Annotated in this window: 13 protein-coding genes and 1 pseudogene; 10 read left to right on the top strand and 4 right to left on the bottom strand. The window is 29.6% G+C overall.

Features of this window, described 5'->3' with window-relative positions:
- Positions 1-32 precede the first annotated feature (32 nt).
- Both CAMP18498_RS00680 and CAMP18498_RS00675 read right to left on the bottom strand, forming a co-directional pair.
- Positions 33-1,547 (bottom strand): AAA family ATPase, encoded by a 1,515-nt coding sequence (locus CAMP18498_RS00680; protein ID WP_337196773.1) that lies wholly within the window; start codon positions 1,545-1,547, stop codon positions 33-35.
- On the bottom strand, positions 1,547-2,377 hold the full coding sequence (locus CAMP18498_RS00675; protein WP_337196772.1) for an NAD(+)/NADH kinase: 831 nt from the start codon (positions 2,375-2,377) through the stop codon (positions 1,547-1,549). The genes CAMP18498_RS00680 and CAMP18498_RS00675 overlap by 1 nt, the downstream gene beginning before the upstream one ends.
- An 85-nt stretch (positions 2,378-2,462) precedes the next feature.
- On the opposite strand from CAMP18498_RS00675, the gene aspS reads away from it, so the two are divergent.
- The 9 genes and pseudogenes from aspS (at position 2,463) to CAMP18498_RS00630 (ending at position 12,749) form a co-directional block, all read left to right on the top strand.
- Complete coding sequence (gene aspS, locus CAMP18498_RS00670) at positions 2,463-4,214, top strand: aspartate--tRNA ligase (protein ID WP_337196770.1); 1,752 nt, start codon at positions 2,463-2,465, stop codon at positions 4,212-4,214.
- Positions 4,211-4,783, top strand: a complete 573-nt coding sequence (locus CAMP18498_RS00665; RefSeq protein WP_337196769.1) for an adenylate kinase — start codon at positions 4,211-4,213, stop codon at positions 4,781-4,783. The genes aspS and CAMP18498_RS00665 overlap by 4 nt, the downstream gene beginning before the upstream one ends.
- A 10-nt stretch (positions 4,784-4,793) precedes the next feature.
- Positions 4,794-5,312, top strand: coding sequence for an inorganic diphosphatase (gene ppa, locus CAMP18498_RS00660; RefSeq protein WP_337196768.1), 519 nt, complete (start codon positions 4,794-4,796; stop codon positions 5,310-5,312).
- A gap of 36 nt (positions 5,313-5,348) precedes the next feature.
- The gene (locus CAMP18498_RS00655; protein ID WP_337196767.1) at positions 5,349-6,383 is read left to right on the top strand and encodes a hypothetical protein; all 1,035 of its coding nucleotides are present in this window, start codon (positions 5,349-5,351) and stop codon (positions 6,381-6,383) included.
- Positions 6,384-6,461: 78 nt separating this feature from the next.
- Complete coding sequence (locus CAMP18498_RS00650; RefSeq protein ID WP_337196766.1) at positions 6,462-9,074, top strand: valine--tRNA ligase; 2,613 nt, start codon at positions 6,462-6,464, stop codon at positions 9,072-9,074.
- 3 nt (positions 9,075-9,077) lie between these two features.
- Positions 9,078-10,034, top strand: a complete 957-nt coding sequence (locus CAMP18498_RS00645; protein ID WP_337196764.1) for a methionine ABC transporter ATP-binding protein — start codon at positions 9,078-9,080, stop codon at positions 10,032-10,034.
- Between the two features lie 2 nt (positions 10,035-10,036).
- Positions 10,037-10,693: pseudogene (locus CAMP18498_RS00640) on the top strand (methionine ABC transporter permease); the annotation flags it as partial.
- 9 nt (positions 10,694-10,702) lie between these two features.
- Positions 10,703-11,908, top strand: coding sequence for a glycosyltransferase (locus CAMP18498_RS00635; RefSeq protein ID WP_337196763.1), 1,206 nt, complete (start codon positions 10,703-10,705; stop codon positions 11,906-11,908).
- A gap of 70 nt (positions 11,909-11,978) precedes the next feature.
- The gene (locus tag CAMP18498_RS00630; RefSeq protein WP_337196762.1) at positions 11,979-12,749 is read left to right on the top strand and encodes a MetQ/NlpA family ABC transporter substrate-binding protein; all 771 of its coding nucleotides are present in this window, start codon (positions 11,979-11,981) and stop codon (positions 12,747-12,749) included.
- A 32-nt stretch (positions 12,750-12,781) separates the two neighbouring features.
- Here the strand turns inward: CAMP18498_RS00630 and CAMP18498_RS00625 are convergent, their stop codons facing one another.
- Together CAMP18498_RS00625 and pta are read right to left on the bottom strand one after the other, a co-directional pair.
- Complete coding sequence (locus CAMP18498_RS00625) at positions 12,782-13,963, bottom strand: acetate kinase (RefSeq protein WP_337196761.1); 1,182 nt, start codon at positions 13,961-13,963, stop codon at positions 12,782-12,784.
- Between the two features lie 8 nt (positions 13,964-13,971).
- Positions 13,972-15,441 (bottom strand): phosphate acetyltransferase, encoded by a 1,470-nt coding sequence (gene pta / locus CAMP18498_RS00620; RefSeq protein ID WP_337196760.1) that lies wholly within the window; start codon positions 15,439-15,441, stop codon positions 13,972-13,974.
- Between the two features lie 85 nt (positions 15,442-15,526).
- Here pta and flgH point away from each other — a divergent pair, with 85 nt between their 5' ends.
- Positions 15,527-16,228, top strand: a complete 702-nt coding sequence (flgH, locus tag CAMP18498_RS00615; protein ID WP_263664106.1) for a flagellar basal body L-ring protein FlgH — start codon at positions 15,527-15,529, stop codon at positions 16,226-16,228.
- Positions 16,229-16,237: the final 9 nt, after the last annotated feature.

Below are 16,237 nucleotides of genomic sequence, written 5' to 3'. Positions count from 1 at the left end.
ATTATACCATATAGAAAATTTACTTTTTATTTTTAAAGTAAAGTTCTAGTAAATTCTAAAGCCTCTTGGGTAATATTTTCCCCACTTACCATTCTAGCAAGCTCTCTTACTCTTTCTTCTTTTTCTATTTTTCTTACCCTACTTTCATTTCCTATTTTTTCTACTAAAAAATGATTACTTGCTTTTGATGAAAGCTGTGGTAAATGTGAAATTGCAAAAATTTGATAAAACTTAGCAAGCTCTTTTAACACTTCAGCTATACTCATTGCTTCTTTACCACTTAAATTTGCATCAATTTCATCTAAAAATATTATCCCACTAGCTTTATTAGTAACATTACATTCAGTTGCAATAAAAGAAAGTCTTAAACGGTTTATCTCGCCTGAGCTTAAATTTTTTAAACTAGCTTCATTGATATTTAAACTCACTTCATCTTTACCTAAAATACTCAAAGCACAATCTTTAAGTTCTAATTTAACTTCTTTCATATAAAGTTTTTCAAGATAAAAATTCAGTAATTTTTCAAGCTCTTTTAATCTTTTTTTACGCAAAGTACTTAATTTTTGGCTTTTCTCATCTAAAAGCATTTTAGCATTTTGTACTTTTTCTTCTAATTCTTTTTTTTCAAAACTTAAATTTTCATAATGAGCTAATTCTGCTTTTTTCTTCTCTAAAGCTTCTAAAGCTTCTTCTATACTTCCATATTTTGAAATCAAAGAAGAAAGTTTTTCTATCCTATCAAGTACTTCTTCTATATCAAAATCAAAATCATCAAAGCTTTGATTTTCCCACACTGCTCTTAATTCGTTTAAACACTCTGAAAAAAATGAACTATCAACATCACTAATTTGCAAAGCTTCAATCACTGCTGATTCTAATTCAAAAATTCTACTTGCCCTATTCCAAGCAGCGTCAATTTTGTCTTTTTTAGAAAGTCTTTTTTTAAAACTCATCAACTCATCAAATTCACCAATTTTTGGGTTAATACTTTGAATTTTTTGTATTTCAAAGCTCGTAAATTCTTTTAATTCTTCTACTTTTTTTTCTTCTTCTTGAATTTTTTCTAATTTAGTTTTATTTTCTATGTATTCATTATAAATATTTTTATATTCATTTAAAAAATCTTGAAATTTCTTATCCTCTTTTGATTGCATAAAATCAAGTAAGTTTAAAAATCTTTCATTTGAGAACTCATTATTTTCCTTAGCTGAAAGATATTTTACAAATTTCTTAGAAAGCAAGGCTAAATTCTTTTTTGAAATAAGTTGATTATTGATAAAATAACGCGAGCTTTTATCTTTTAAAAGTTTAAATACATTTAATTCTTCATTTTCGATACCAAACTCATCTAATTCAAGTTCATCGCTTAATAAAACTTCCACCATTTTAGCTTCACTCTCACTTAGAGCAAAAGCTGCCAAAATGGCCTTAAAAAGCACAGATTTTCCAGCACCACTTAAACCAGTAAAGACAGTAAGTCCAGCTTCTAAGTCTAATTTTGCTTGTTTAAAACCTAAATTTTCTTTAATCAAAATACTTTCTATCATCACTTACCCCAATTTAACTTTTCTTTTAAAACTTGGAAATAATCTCTATCTTTTTTATGTATAAAACTAAGTTCTTTTTTACTAAGTCCTATAAGAATTTTATCATATTCTTTAGGATCAATAACTTCTTGCCCATCTAAATACAACAAACAATGCTCAACCTTTAGCTCAAGCTCGAAACCATAAGGTAAAACTATGGGCCTTTGAGTTAAAGAATGAGAACAAACCGGAGTTAAAACAAAAATTTCACTCCAAGGATGCACTATAGGCCCACCCGCACTAATATTATAAGCAGTTGAACCACTTGAACTAGCTATAATCAAACCATCTCCATAATAAGCATTAAAAAGTTTATTTTCAAAGAAAACTTCCACATTTGCCATTAAAGCATTATCACGAGAAAAAACTGCGTCATTAAAAGCAAATTTTTTAATAATCTTATTTTTTTTATACAAGGTAATTTGAAGCATTTTGGCTTTTTCTATTTTAAAATTACTTTTAAAAAAATCTTTAAAAAAACTTTCTACCTCACTAAAAGAAAAAGCAGTTAAAAAACCTAAATTTCCTGCATTTATACCCAAAATAGGCTTTTTTGCTTGATAAGCTTGCCTGCATAAAGATAAAAGTGTGCCATCCCCACCTAGAGAAATCAAAAAATCTAATTTTTTTAAATCTTTTAGATTAATTTTTTCTTGATCTAATAATACAAGCTCTATATTTTTTTGCAAAAAAATTGTTTTTAAAAAAGCAATTTGCTCATTTAAATTTGTATTTAACCTGCAAAATAAGCCTATTTTTTGAATTTTTTCTATATTTATATTTTTTTTCATAAAAAAATTATAACAAAACTTAGCTAAGCAAAAGAATAAAATACTATAATAACAAAATTGAACAAAATTAAGCTAAGGAAAAATTTTGAGAACTCATTATAATACAGAGCTTAACATACAAAATGTTGGCGCGGAAGTAACATTATGTGGTTGGGTAAATTCTTACCGTGATCATGGAGGTGTAATTTTTATCGATCTTAGAGATCGTAGCGGACTTATACAGTTAGTATGTGATCCTGCAGATAATCAAGAAGCACATAATATAGCTTCATCGGTGAGAAATGAATATGTTTTAATAGCACAAGGCAAAATTCGCCCACGCGGTGAAGGACTTGTAAATCCTAAATTAAAAACCGGAGAAATAGAAGTTGTTATAAACAAACTTACTATTGAAAATGAAAGCGCTGTAGTGCCTTTTGCCATAGGCGATGAAAGTGTAAATGAAGAATTAAGATTAAAATATAGATTTTTAGATTTAAGAAGTAAAAAACTTTATGATAATTTTGCTCTAAGATCAGCTGCTTGTATTGCAACAAGAAATTCTTTAGCAAAAATGGGATTTTTAGAGGTTGAAACTCCTATTTTAACCAAAGCCACTCCAGAAGGCGCAAGGGATTATTTAGTACCATCACGCGTACATCAAGGTGAATTTTATGCCCTACCTCAAAGTCCTCAACTTTTCAAACAACTTTTAATGTGTTCAGGATTTGATAGATATTTTCAAATTGCAAAATGTTTTAGAGATGAAGATTTAAGAGCGGATCGCCAACCTGAATTTACTCAAATAGACATAGAAATGAGTTTTTGTGAGCAAAAAGATATCATAGCTATGGCAGAAAATTTACTTAAAGATATTTTCAAAGCTTGCGGAAAAGAAATTAGCATACCTTTTAGACAAATGAGTTATAAAGAAGCTATGGAAAATTATGGTTCTGATAAGCCTGATTTAAGATTTGATATGAAATTTATTGATGTGATTGATATTTTTGCAAAATCAAATAATGAAATTTTTGCAAATATTGCAAAAGATACAAAGAAAAATCGCATTAAAGCCTTAAGAGTTCCAAAAGGCGATACGATTTTTTCTAAACGCCAAATACAAAGATTTGAAGAATTTGTACGCAAATTTGGAGCAGCAGGACTTGCATTTATACAAATGAAAGAAGATGGTCCTAAAGGCCCACTTTGTAAATTCTTTAGCGAAGAGGATTTGAATGCTTTAATTCAAAGATGTGAATTAGAAGTTGGAGATGTAGTATTTTTTGGCGCAGGAGCTAAGAAAACCGTGCTTGATTATATGGGTAGATTTAGATTATTCCTTGCTGATGAAATGAAAATTATTGATGAGGATAAGTTAGAATTTTTATGGGTTATTGATTTTCCTATGTTTGAACAAAATGATGATGGAAGCTATTCTGCAATGCACCATCCATTTACTATGCCAAAAAATATTGATGAACAAGATTTAGAAGAAATTAATTCTATTGCGCATGATGTGGTATTAAATGGTGTAGAACTAGGTGGTGGTAGTATAAGAATTCACAAAAGTCCTATCCAACAAAAAGTATTTAAACTTTTAAATATTGATGAAGAAGAGCAAAGAAAGAAATTTGGCTTCTTACTTGATGCATTAAGCTTTGGAGCACCGCCACATGGTGGTATAGCAATAGGTCTTGATAGACTTATCATGCTTTTAACAAAATCTTCAAGCATTAGAGAAGTTATAGCATTTCCTAAAACACAAAGAGCACAATGTCTTATGACTCAAGCTCCAAGCGAAGTAAGCAATGAACAAATGAGAGAACTAGGTATAAGATTAAGGGAGAATACTAAATGAAACAATTATTTTTAATCATAGGCGCACCAGGTAGTGGTAAAACAACTGATGCAAGCATTATAGCTACAGATGATGCAAATATTACTCATTATTCTACAGGTGATTTACTAAGAGCAGAGGTTGCTAAGGCAAGTGAGCTTGGAAAGACTATTGATAGTTTTATTTCTAAGGGAAATTTAGTTCCACTAGATGTAGTTGTTAATACCATCATCACTGCTTTAAAAAATGCACCAACTAACACGATACTTATCGATGGTTATCCGAGAAGTGTTGAACAAATGCTTGAGTTTAATAAGGTATTAAAAAATCAAAATGAAGTAAATTTAAAAGGTGTTATAGAAGTTAAAGTTAGTGAAGAAGTTGCTAGAGAAAGAGTTTTAGGGCGTGCTAGAGGTGCTGATGATAACGAAGAAGTTTTCAATAATAGAATGAAAGTTTATTTAGAACCTTTAGAAGAAATAACAAATTTTTATACTAAAGAAAATATCCACCATGTAATCAATGGTGAAAGAAGTATTGAAGCTATCGTAGCTGATATGAAAAATTTAATCAATGATTTATTAAAATAAAGGATAAAAAATGGATATTAGCAAAATCAAAGTTGGAGAAGTACCAAACAAACTTAATGCAGTTATTGAAATTCCTTATGGATCAAATATTAAATACGAACTTGACAAAGAAAGCGGAGCCATCATGGTTGATCGTGTGATGTATTCAGCTATGTTTTATCCAGCAAACTATGGTTTTATACCAAATACTCTTGCAGATGATGGCGATCCTATTGATGTTTTAGTTTTAAATGAATACCCTATCCAAGCAGGAGCTATGATTCCTTGTCGTTTAATAGGGGTATTATTAATGGAAGATGAAAGCGGTATGGATGAAAAATTACTAGCTGTTCCTGTAAGTAAAATTGACCCAAGATATGATAATATTAAAAGTTTAGATGATTTACCAAAAGCAAGCTTAGATAAAATCAAAAATTTCTTTGAAACATATAAAATGCTTGAACCAAACAAATGGGTAAAAGTAAAAGAATTTGCAGGCATTGAAAAAGCAAGTGAAATTTTAGAAAATTCTATTAAAAATTATAAATAATCAAAGTCCTTTTAAGGACTTCACAAAGGATAAAAAATGAAAAGTATTATTGCTTTTAGTATAGCTTTTATGGTGCTAATAGGCGCTAGTATTGGTTTTTACATGTGGTATTTTGAAGATGATTCAAATACCTATGTATATGATTATAAGAAAAGTAGTTCTTATCAAAGCTACACTCCGCCAAGTACTCAATATAACCAAGAAAGAAATAATATAAGTGATAATACTTATTATCCATCACAACAAACAAATCAAGAGCCTTTAAAAGAAGAAACTCCAGTACAAAATAATCCTATCATAGATGAAAATACAAGCACTCAAGAGGTCGCGCCAACAACCCAAACAAATATAGCTGAAGTTTCTAAAAATGAAACTATTACACCTAAAGTAGCCCAAGAAGAACAAAAAGTTCTCGTTGAAAACAACAAACAAACAAACATAAAAAAAGAAAAAACAACAAAATATAAAAATACTATGCAAGAATACATTGCAAAAGGTAAAACTAGTAGATATGAGCCAAGATTAAGTGATGATTTTGTTAAAGTTTATGTATTAGATGGAAAAAGTTTAAGTGATTATAGAATTGATATGTTAAAAGAAATGATTAATCCTGTTAAAGCTAATTCTCAAGATTATAATTTAACTATTTTTATCGATATGCTTTCAAATGACAATATGAAATTAAGCATATATAATAAAGATATTGTTTTTGCTAAAAATAAGAAAAAATATAATTATGTAGATGTGAAAATTTCTGATTTGAAATTTTTATTTGAAAAAAATGGATATAGTGAATATAGCAATGAAAATTTACTTGAAAAAATCAATCAAAATCTAGCAAGAGAAGATGTACTCAAAAGAGTTAAAATTCAAGGTTATGCAGACGATAGAGGTAGTACTTTTGCAAACTATATGATAGGACTAAATAGAGCAATGAATGTGGCTAAACATTTCTTTAGTTTTACTGAAGTTATAGAAATAGAATCTTTAGGAAAAGATACCTATCCTACTAAAGATAAGTCTGATTCTCAAAGACAAAATAATCGTAAAGTAGAAATTAGTTTTTTATAACTAATTTCTAAATTTCAAAACTTCTTTAACAATTTTAAGCTAACATAATAATTTATTTTCATTCTCAAGGTAGCAATTATGTATGATAAATCACTAGAAAAAGAATATTATAGAATTTGCGAAGAACGCGGATATTTTGAAATCAATGGTAATGAAAAAATTCAAGAAAAAGGTAAAAACTTTTGTATTATGATGCCACCACCTAATGTAACAGGCGTTTTGCACATAGGTCATGCCCTAACTTGTACTTTACAAGATATCACAGCGCGTTATAAAAGAATGGATGGCTATAAAACCCTTTACCAACCAGGGCTTGATCATGCAGGCATTGCAACACAAAATGTTGTAGAAAAACAACTTTTAGCTCAAGGTGTTAAAAAAGAAGAACTTGGTAGAGAAGAATTTATAAAAAAAGTATGGGAATGGAAAGAACAAAGCGGTGATACTATAGTTAAGCAAATGCGAATTTTGGGTATCACTCCTGCTTGGAGTCGTTTGCGTTTTACTATGGATGAGGGTTTAGTAAATGCGGTAAAAAAAGCCTTTGTGGATCTTTATGATAAAAAGCTTATTGTGCGTGGAAATTACATGGTAAATTGGTGCACTCATGATGGAGCATTAAGCGATATAGAAGTAGAACATAAAGAAAATAAAGGAAAATTATATTATTTAAAATATTTTTTAGAAAATTCTCAAGAACACATCATAGTAGCCACCACAAGACCAGAAACTTACTTTGGCGATAGCGCTGTGATGGTTAATCCAAACGATGAAAGATTTAAACACTTGATAGGCAAAAATGTCATTTTACCTTTAATAGATAGAAAAATTCCTATTATTGCTGATGAGCATGTGGATATGGAATTTGGTACAGGCTTTGTGAAAGTAACCCCAGCACATGATCATAATGACTATGAAGTAGGCTTAAGACATCAACTTGAATTTATTACTATCTTTGATGAAAAAGGTATTTTAAATGAACATTGCTTGCATTTTAAAGGCTTAGAAAGATTAGAAGCAAGAGATGTTATTATAAAAGAATTACAAGAAAAAGGTTTTGTTGAAAAAATAGAAGACTATACTAATCAAGTAGGATATTGTTATCGTTGTAAAAATGTGGTTGAGCCATATATTTCTAAACAATGGTTTGTAAAAAATGAAATCGCAAAAGAAAGCATAGAAAAAGTTAATCTTGGCGGAAGCAAATTCTACCCTGCACATTGGATTAATAGTTTTAATGCTTGGATGAGGGATTTAAAAGATTGGTGTATTTCAAGACAACTTTGGTGGGGTCATCAAATTCCTGTGTATTACTGTGAATGCTCCCATGAATGGGCAAGAGAAGAAACTCCAAGTCAATGCCCAAAATGCCAAAGCACTAATTTCAAACAAGACCCTGATGTTTTAGATACTTGGTTTTCTTCAGGTCTTTGGGCTATGAGTACTTTAGGTTGGGGTAATAAAGACTGGGGTAAAAGCACACTTTGGCATGAAGATGATTTAAGAGATTTTTATCCAAATTCTTTATTAATCACTGGCTTTGATATTTTATTTTTCTGGGTTGCTAGAATGATGTTTCAAAGTACTAATGCCTTAGGTGAGCTTCCTTTTAAAGATATATATTTGCATGCTTTGGTTAAAGATGAACAAGGTAGAAAAATGAGCAAGTCTTTAGGTAATGTCATTGATCCTGTGCAAAGCGTGGATGAATACAGTGCTGATATCTTGCGTTTTACCCTTGCTCTTTTAGCTATCCAAGGTAGAGATATAAAATTAAGTAATGACAAACTCATACAAGTTAGAAATTTTACCAACAAGCTTTATAATGCAAGCAAATTTTTACTCTTAAATGAAGAAAAATTTGAAGATTTAGATAAAAGTAAAATTCAAACCAACTTGGCAAAATATATACTATCTCGTTTTGAAGTATGCGTAAAAGAAACAAGAGAAAATTTAGATAATTACCGCTTTAATGATGCGGCAAACACTTTGTATAGATTTTTTTGGGATGAATTTTGTGATTGGGGGATTGAGCTTAGTAAGGCTGAAAAATCAAGTATAAAAGAGCTTGGAAGTATTTTTAAAGAAGCATTAAAGCTTTTAAATCCTTTTATGCCATTTATTAGTGAGCATTTATACCATGAGTTAAGTAAAACTTCTATCCAAACTCATGAATCTATAATGATTTCAAAATATCCTAAATTTAATTCCAGAGATGAAAAAATCGAAAAATTATTTAATATCATTATAGAAAGCATAGTGAGTTTACGCCGTGCAAAAACCTTAGTAGAACTTGCAAATGCAAAAATTCAAAAAGCTTGTATAAAATTAAACGATGAGGGTTTAATAGCTGAGTTAAAAAATTACACTAATTTTATCTCAACACTTGCAAAATGCGAAAACATCGAGTTTATCAATACAAATTTAGAAAAATCCATCAGAGATGTAAGTGAGAATTTAGAAGTATTTATACCAACTCAAGATCTTGATTTAAGCGGTGTTTTAAATAGACTTAATAGTCAAAAAACAAAACTTGAAAAAGAATTTAACAAGTTAGATGCTATGATGAAAAATGAAAAATTTATCTCTAATGCACCTGCTGCGGTTGTTGAGCAAAATAAAACTCAACTTGAAAGCATTAAAGCTCAACTTGAAAAAATCAATGATGAAATTTCTAATTTAGAAGGCTAATAAGTGATAAAAATACAAAATCTTAAAAAATATTATGGCAAAGAATTAGTTATAAATGATGTTTCTTTAGAAGTTAAAGAAGGAGAAATTTATGCTCTTGTTGGACACAGCGGAGCAGGAAAATCAACTTTGCTAAGATGTATTAATGGTTTGGAAAATTATCAAAGTGGTAACGTAGAGGTTTTTGGTAAAGAAATAGCTACTTTAAAAGAAAAAGAATTAAGAATATTTAGAAAAGATATAGGAATGATTTTTCAGCATTTTGCACTTATGAGTAGAAAAAATGTATTTGAAAATATAGCTATGCCTTTAGAAATTCATAATTTTGACAAAAGCACAATTCAAAAAAGAGTTAATGAGCTTTTAGATCTTGTGGGGCTTTTAGCTAAAAGCAAGGCTTATCCAAATGAGCTAAGTGGTGGTCAAAAACAAAGGGTAGCCATAGCTAGAGCCCTTGCTTTAAATCCTAAAATTTTACTAAGCGATGAAGCTACTTCTGCACTTGATCCAAATACTACAAACAATATTTTAGAACTTATTGCTAAAATCAATCAAGAATTTAACATCAGCGTAGTATTAGTAACTCATGAAATGGAAGCAGTAAAACAAATAGCACAAAAGGCTGTATTATTAGAGCATGGACAAATCATAGATCAAGGGAAAATTGAAGATTTATTCTTAAAGCCAAGTGAAAAAATGCGTGAATTTCTAGGGGAGAGTGATTTTTTACCACAAAATGGAGTTAATGTGCGCTTATATTTTTGCAAAGAAAAAGCAAATCAAAGCATTATCACTCACATGGCTAGAAGTTTAAATATTGATTTTAATATAGTTTGGGGTAAGATAGAAAAACTAAACAACAATGCTTTAGGAAATTTGGTAATCAATATAGAAGCTAAAGATCAAGAAAAAGTTTTAAATTATTTACAAGAAAATGGCGTTATTTGGGAGCTTGTGTAATGAATTTAGAAGCAATTTTAAGAAATTTTGAAAATATACTTTATCCGGCATTATTAGAAACTCTTTATATGAGTTTTACAGCCACTTTTTTAGCCTTTTTAATCGCACTTATCCCTGCAATTGTGCTTACTGTTACTGATAAAGGTGGCTTGTGGGAAAATAAAAGCATTTATAGTGTACTTGATTTTATTATCAATATTTTAAGATCTTTTCCATTTTTAGTACTCATTGTAGTTTTGAGTCCTTTTACAAAATATCTCATTGGTATTAGCATAGGAACAACTGCTACCATAGTACCACTTACCATAGGAATTGCGCCTTATTTAGCTAAAATGATTGAAAGTGCTTTTAAAGAAATTGATCCTGCTATCATTGAAGCAGCAAGATCTTATGGAGCTAGCAAAGCACAAATTATCTTTAAAGTTATGTTTAGTGAGGCTTTACCAAGCATTATTAATGGTATTACTTTAATCTTAATTATTGTTATTGGATTTTCTGCTATGGCAGGAACTGTTGGTGGTGGTGGTTTGGGTGATGTGGCTATTCGCTATGGTTATGAGCGTTTTAGAACTGATATTATGATTCAAACCGTTGTGATTTTGATTGTTTTGGTTCAAATCATACAATTTATAGGAAATATTCTTTATAAAATCACCAAAAGATAAACAATGAAACATAAACTTGGTATTTTGCTAGCAGCGACTAAAAATTCAAGCTTTACCATAGGAACTCTACTCATTAACATCATGGATGTTATGGGTGAGAAGGTAGATGTATTTTATATTTTACATGATGGTTTTAGCTTGAATGATCAAAATATCATGCAAAAAATTGTTAAAAATAAAACAATTAAATTTATTCCTTTTAGTCAAGAAGATTTTTTAGCTACTCTTGGTAAAAATCAAAACGATATTAATAATTTATTTTTCTTAAAAAGATGGACACATATGGCTTTTGCAAGATTTGAAGCTTTTAAGTTTTTAGATGAATGTGAAAGTATTATTTATCTTGATTTTGATGTTTTACTTTTAAAAAGCATAGATGAACTTAGCAAATTAAAAGCTAGAAAATATCATTTTGGTGCAAGATTAGGTAAAACTTTGCTTCTTGAAAGCTTGCCCACAAAAAAAGAATATCATCAAAAACGTACGTATTTAACGGGAATTTTGGTCTTTACCGATCTTATACCAAATCCTTTAAAATGTTATCAGTTTATATATAAACATTTAAACGAAAATATTCAAAATTTAAATGATCAAGGATTGTTTACACTACTAATACTAAAACATAAATTTAAAATAAAAGATTTAAAAGATACTTACAATGGAAATATTGACTATAGAACCAATTTATCACAAAAAGCTTCTATAACACATGCAGAAGGTAGTAATAATCGTTTTTGGAATAATGTCTTATGTAACCAAACATGGCCTAAATGGCAAGAATACTATGAAAAATGGTTACAACTTGGAGGAAGTAGATATTTAGATGGAGTAAAAGCTACCAATACTCAAGCAAAAGCAAGAGTAAGATATCATTTATCATACAAGTTAGGCTATGCTTTTATAGAATACACTAAAAATAAGAAAAAAATTCCTTTTTTACCTTTTACTTTGTTAAAGATTTACTATAAACACACAAAACTTGCCAAGCAATATCAAAAAGATTTAAAAACAAAACCTTATCTTAAGCTTCCCCCTTTATCAAGTTATGATGATTATAAAAGCGAGGGTATTAAAAACCAAAATACTTATTCTTACAAAATCGGACAAGCACTCATTAAGGCTCAAAAAAATTGGCATAAGGGTGGTTATGCGGATTTTATAAAAGAACTCAAACATTTTGCCAAAGAATATAAAAACAAACAAAAATAAAACTTTTCCTATCTTATTAATATTTTTACAATATAATCAAATATTTTAAAAACTATAAAAAGGAGTTAAAATGAAATTGTTAAAACTGCTCACTGCAAGCACAATTTTAGGTGCAAGTTTATTTGCTAATGAAGTTATCACTGTAGGTGCAACACCTGTGCCTCATGCTGAAATTTTAGAACAAACTAAAGATTTATTAAAAAAAGAAGGTTACACATTAGAAATTAAAGAATTTAATGACTATATTTTACCAAATCTTAGTACAGATAGTAAAGAACTTGATGCAAATTTCTTCCAACATCAACCTTATTTGGATGAGTTTAATGCCAATAAAGGCACAAAATTAATTAGCGTTGCAAAAGTTCACATTGAACCAATGGCTGTTTATTCTAAAAAATATAAAAATATCCAAGATCTTCCACAAAATGCTACTATAGCTGTGCCAAATGATCCGACAAATGAAAGCAGAGCTTTAGATATTATCGCTAGTACCAAGCTAGTTAGTTTTGAAAATAGCGCATTAAAAACTCCACTTGATATTAAAGATAATCCAAAAAATATCAAATTTAAAGAGTTAAAAGCAGCACAACTTCCAAGAGCTTTAAATGATGTTGATTTTGCAGTGATTAATTCAAACTATGCCTTATCAGCAAATTTAAATCCTGTAAAAGATTCTATTTTAATAGAAAGCAAAGAGAGTCCTTATGCAAATATCTTAGTAACCACTCAAGATAATAAAGACAATCCTAAAATCAAAGCTTTGGTAAAGGCTTTGCAAAGTCAAAAAGTAAAAGATTTTATCAATGAAAAATACCAAGGTGCAGTAGTTCCTGCATTTTAAAATAAACCTTGAGTTTAAAACTCAAGGTTTATTTATTTTTTAATAAGTTCTGTGGTAATTTTAGCTATTTCTAATTCTTCTTCTGTTGGAACAATTAAAATTTTAATTTTAGAGCCTTTTTTACTAATCTCACCATTTCTAAGTTGTGCATTTTTATCCAAATCTATATCAAATCCCAAATGCGCTAGTCTTTGACAAACTTTTGCTCTAACAATATTATCATTTTCTCCAATACCAGCTGTAAAAATCAACGCATCAACTCTAGGTAAAATCGCAAAATATGAGCCAATATATTTACTCAAACGATAACAAAACATATCAAGAGCAAGTCTTGCTTTTTCGTTATTTTCTTCAATTTGCGCTTCAATATCTCTAAAATCATTAAACCCACAAATTCCATAAACACCACTTTTTTTATTCATTATAGTATCTAAATCAGATGGATTTAAATTTAATTCTTTTGCTAAAAATGACAGCACAGCAGGATCAATATCACCACATCTAGTTCCCATAATCAAACCTTCTAGTGGAGTAAAACCCATAGAAGTATCTACACATTTTCCATTTTCTATAGCACAAACACTCGCACCATTTCCAAGATGAGCGCTAATGGCATTAAATTCATTAATATCTTTACCAAGTATATGTGCAGCTTGCTTGCTTACATAAGAATGTGATGTACCGTGAAAGCCGTATTTTCTTACTTGGTGTTTTTCATAAAACTCATAAGGCAATGCATACATATAAGCATAATCAGGCATACTTTGATGAAAAGCTGTGTCAAAAACTGTCACATTAGGAACTTTTGGAGCAGCTTTTATCATAGTTTTAATGCCTATTAAATGCGCAGGATTATGTAAAGGTGCTATATGAGAAACCCTATCAATTTCTTTTAAAATTTCATCATCCACCAAACAATGTTTAGTTAATTTTGGGCCTCCATGAACTATCCTATGTCCACATCCATCAAGCTCATTTAAATCATGTAAAATTCCACTTTGAGTAAACAATTCATTTACTAATTCAATACCTTGCTCATGATCTTTAATCGCTAATTCTTTTTGATATTTTTGACCACTTTTTAGATCTTTTAATTCTATTTTAGAGCTTTGCTCGCCTATTTTTTCCACTAAACCAGATGCTAAAGCCTCATCTTTTTCAAAAAGCTTAAATTTAATTGAAGATGAACCTGAATTTAAAACCAATATTTTCATTTTTCTCCTTATTCTTGTGCTTGAATAGCACTTAAAATCACAGTATTAACAATATCTTCTACCAAACAACCTCTACTTAAATCATTAATTGGCTTTTTAAGACCTTGTAAAATCGGACCAATAGCTAAAGAATTTGCTGTTCTTTGCACTGCTTTATAGCAAATATTTGCCGCATTTAAATCAGGAAATACAAATACATTTGCTCTTCCTGCTACTTTAGAATTTGGCATTTTGCTTTTTGCTGTTAGTATATCATATGCTGCATCAAATTGTATAGGGCCTTCTAGCTCAAGTTGAGGATATTTTTCTTTAGCTATTTTAGTAGCTTCTTTAATTGCATCTACGCTAGCCCCACTTCCGCTATCTCCGCTAGAATATGAAAGCAAAGCCACTTTAGGATCAAGTCCAAAAGCCTTGGCACTATTTGCACTCACATAAGCAATTTCAGCAAGTTGTTCAGGGGTTGGATTTGGCATAACAGCACAATCAGCAAAAACCAAAACCTTATCTTCTAAAGACATAAAAAACATACCAGAAACCAAACTCACATCAGGTTTTGTTTTGATGATTTGCAAGGCAGGACGAATAGTTTCAGCAGTAGTTGTACTTGCACCACTTACCATAGCATGTGCTTTTTGAGTATGCACAAGTAAAGTCGCAAAATAAGTTTTATCTTGCACGAGTTTTTTAGCTTCTTCTTTACTCATACCTTTACTTTTTCTAGCTTCATACAAAAGCTCTTCAAATTCTTCATTATATTGAGAATTTTTAGGATTTATAATACGCACACCATCAATATTAATATTTAAACTATTGGCTTTAGCACAGATTTCATTGCTATCGCCTAGTAAAATCAAATCAACTATCTCATTTTGCATTAAAAACTCACTAGCTTTTAATACTCTTTCATCAAAACTTTCAGGTAAAACCACTATTTTTTTATCTGCTTTTGCTTTTTCAAAAAGCTCATAAGAAAATCTTGCCTGAGTTTTATAAGTATATTCTTGTAATAAATCTTGAGTAAAATCCTCATTTTCTTTTAACAAAATAAAATCACTAAGTTTTTGGCCTAGTAAGAAATTTAACATAGTATGATTTTCATCTTGACTTTTTGCACATAAAGGAGCATTTAGCTCTTTAGCTAAGGCTATATTTAAACTCAAATCCCCCATCAAACCAAAATCATCTACTCCAACCACTATAATAAAATCATTTTCTTTTTTTATTTTCTCATAATCTTGAATTATTTTTTTGAAAAAATCATTTGAATTTTGAGTAAATTTGCTTTGATAATTATTTTTTTCAAAACTACTAAAAAAATCTAGCTTGAAATTGGTTTTTGAGCATATTAAAGCAATTTTTTCTTTATTCTTTTTACAATTAACAGGAAAATAAAAAGCTATTTTACCTTGAACTTTTTCTAAAACCTGTGTTAAAAATTTCTCATCAACACAATTTAATAAAAACATGGATTTCATTTTTCCTCTTTTTTTAACAAAATAATTGTTTTTTTGTAATATAATAATTTTAAAATTCATCACAATAATATAAGGTTATAAAGCTATGAAATTTAAAAATGTTAATTTTTACTTGTTACCTTTTGTAATGTTTGGTTGTAGTGCCACAGTCGATCCACATATTAACATGAAACCCCCAACTTATGTAGAAGAATTAGCTCCAAAGCAAAATCATAATACCCAAAGCAACCCTGGATCGTTGTTTGGTAAAGGAGATAATCCTTTATTTTCTGATAAAAAAGCAATGAATGTAAATGATTTAGTAACTGTAGTCATTAGAGAAAATGCTACACAAAACTCACAAGGCTCAAAAGCTACAAGTAAAAACAATAATGTTAATTTAGGTGGAGGACAAGTAACCACTGGTGCTGGACTTAGCAAAGCTAGAGATTTTATCAATGATTATACAAATATAGGTTATACCACAGCAAGTACTTCACAATATCAAGGCACAGGAAGCCAAACTAGAAGTGAAAATTTCCAGACCACCATTTCTGCTAGAGTGATTAAAGTTTTATCTAATGGAAATTATTTTATAGAAGGAAGTCGTGAGCTTTTAATCAATGGAGAAAAGCAAATCATTCAGCTAAGCGGGGTTATAAGACCTTATGATATTTCTCAAGATAACATGATAGATAGTAAATACATAGCTGATGCAAAAATTCTTTATAAAACTGAAGGCGATATAGATAAATCAACGCGTAAGCCTTGGGGGACAAAATTCATGGAAACCATTTGGCCTTTTTAAGCTAAATGG

Origin of the sequence: Campylobacter sp. W0066.2, from assembly GCF_024723515.1 — a bacterium.
Lineage (GTDB): Bacteria > Campylobacterota > Campylobacteria > Campylobacterales > Campylobacteraceae > Campylobacter_D.
The sequence above is the reverse complement of the archived record's forward strand: the minus strand, read 5'-3'. Positions and strand labels throughout refer to the sequence as shown.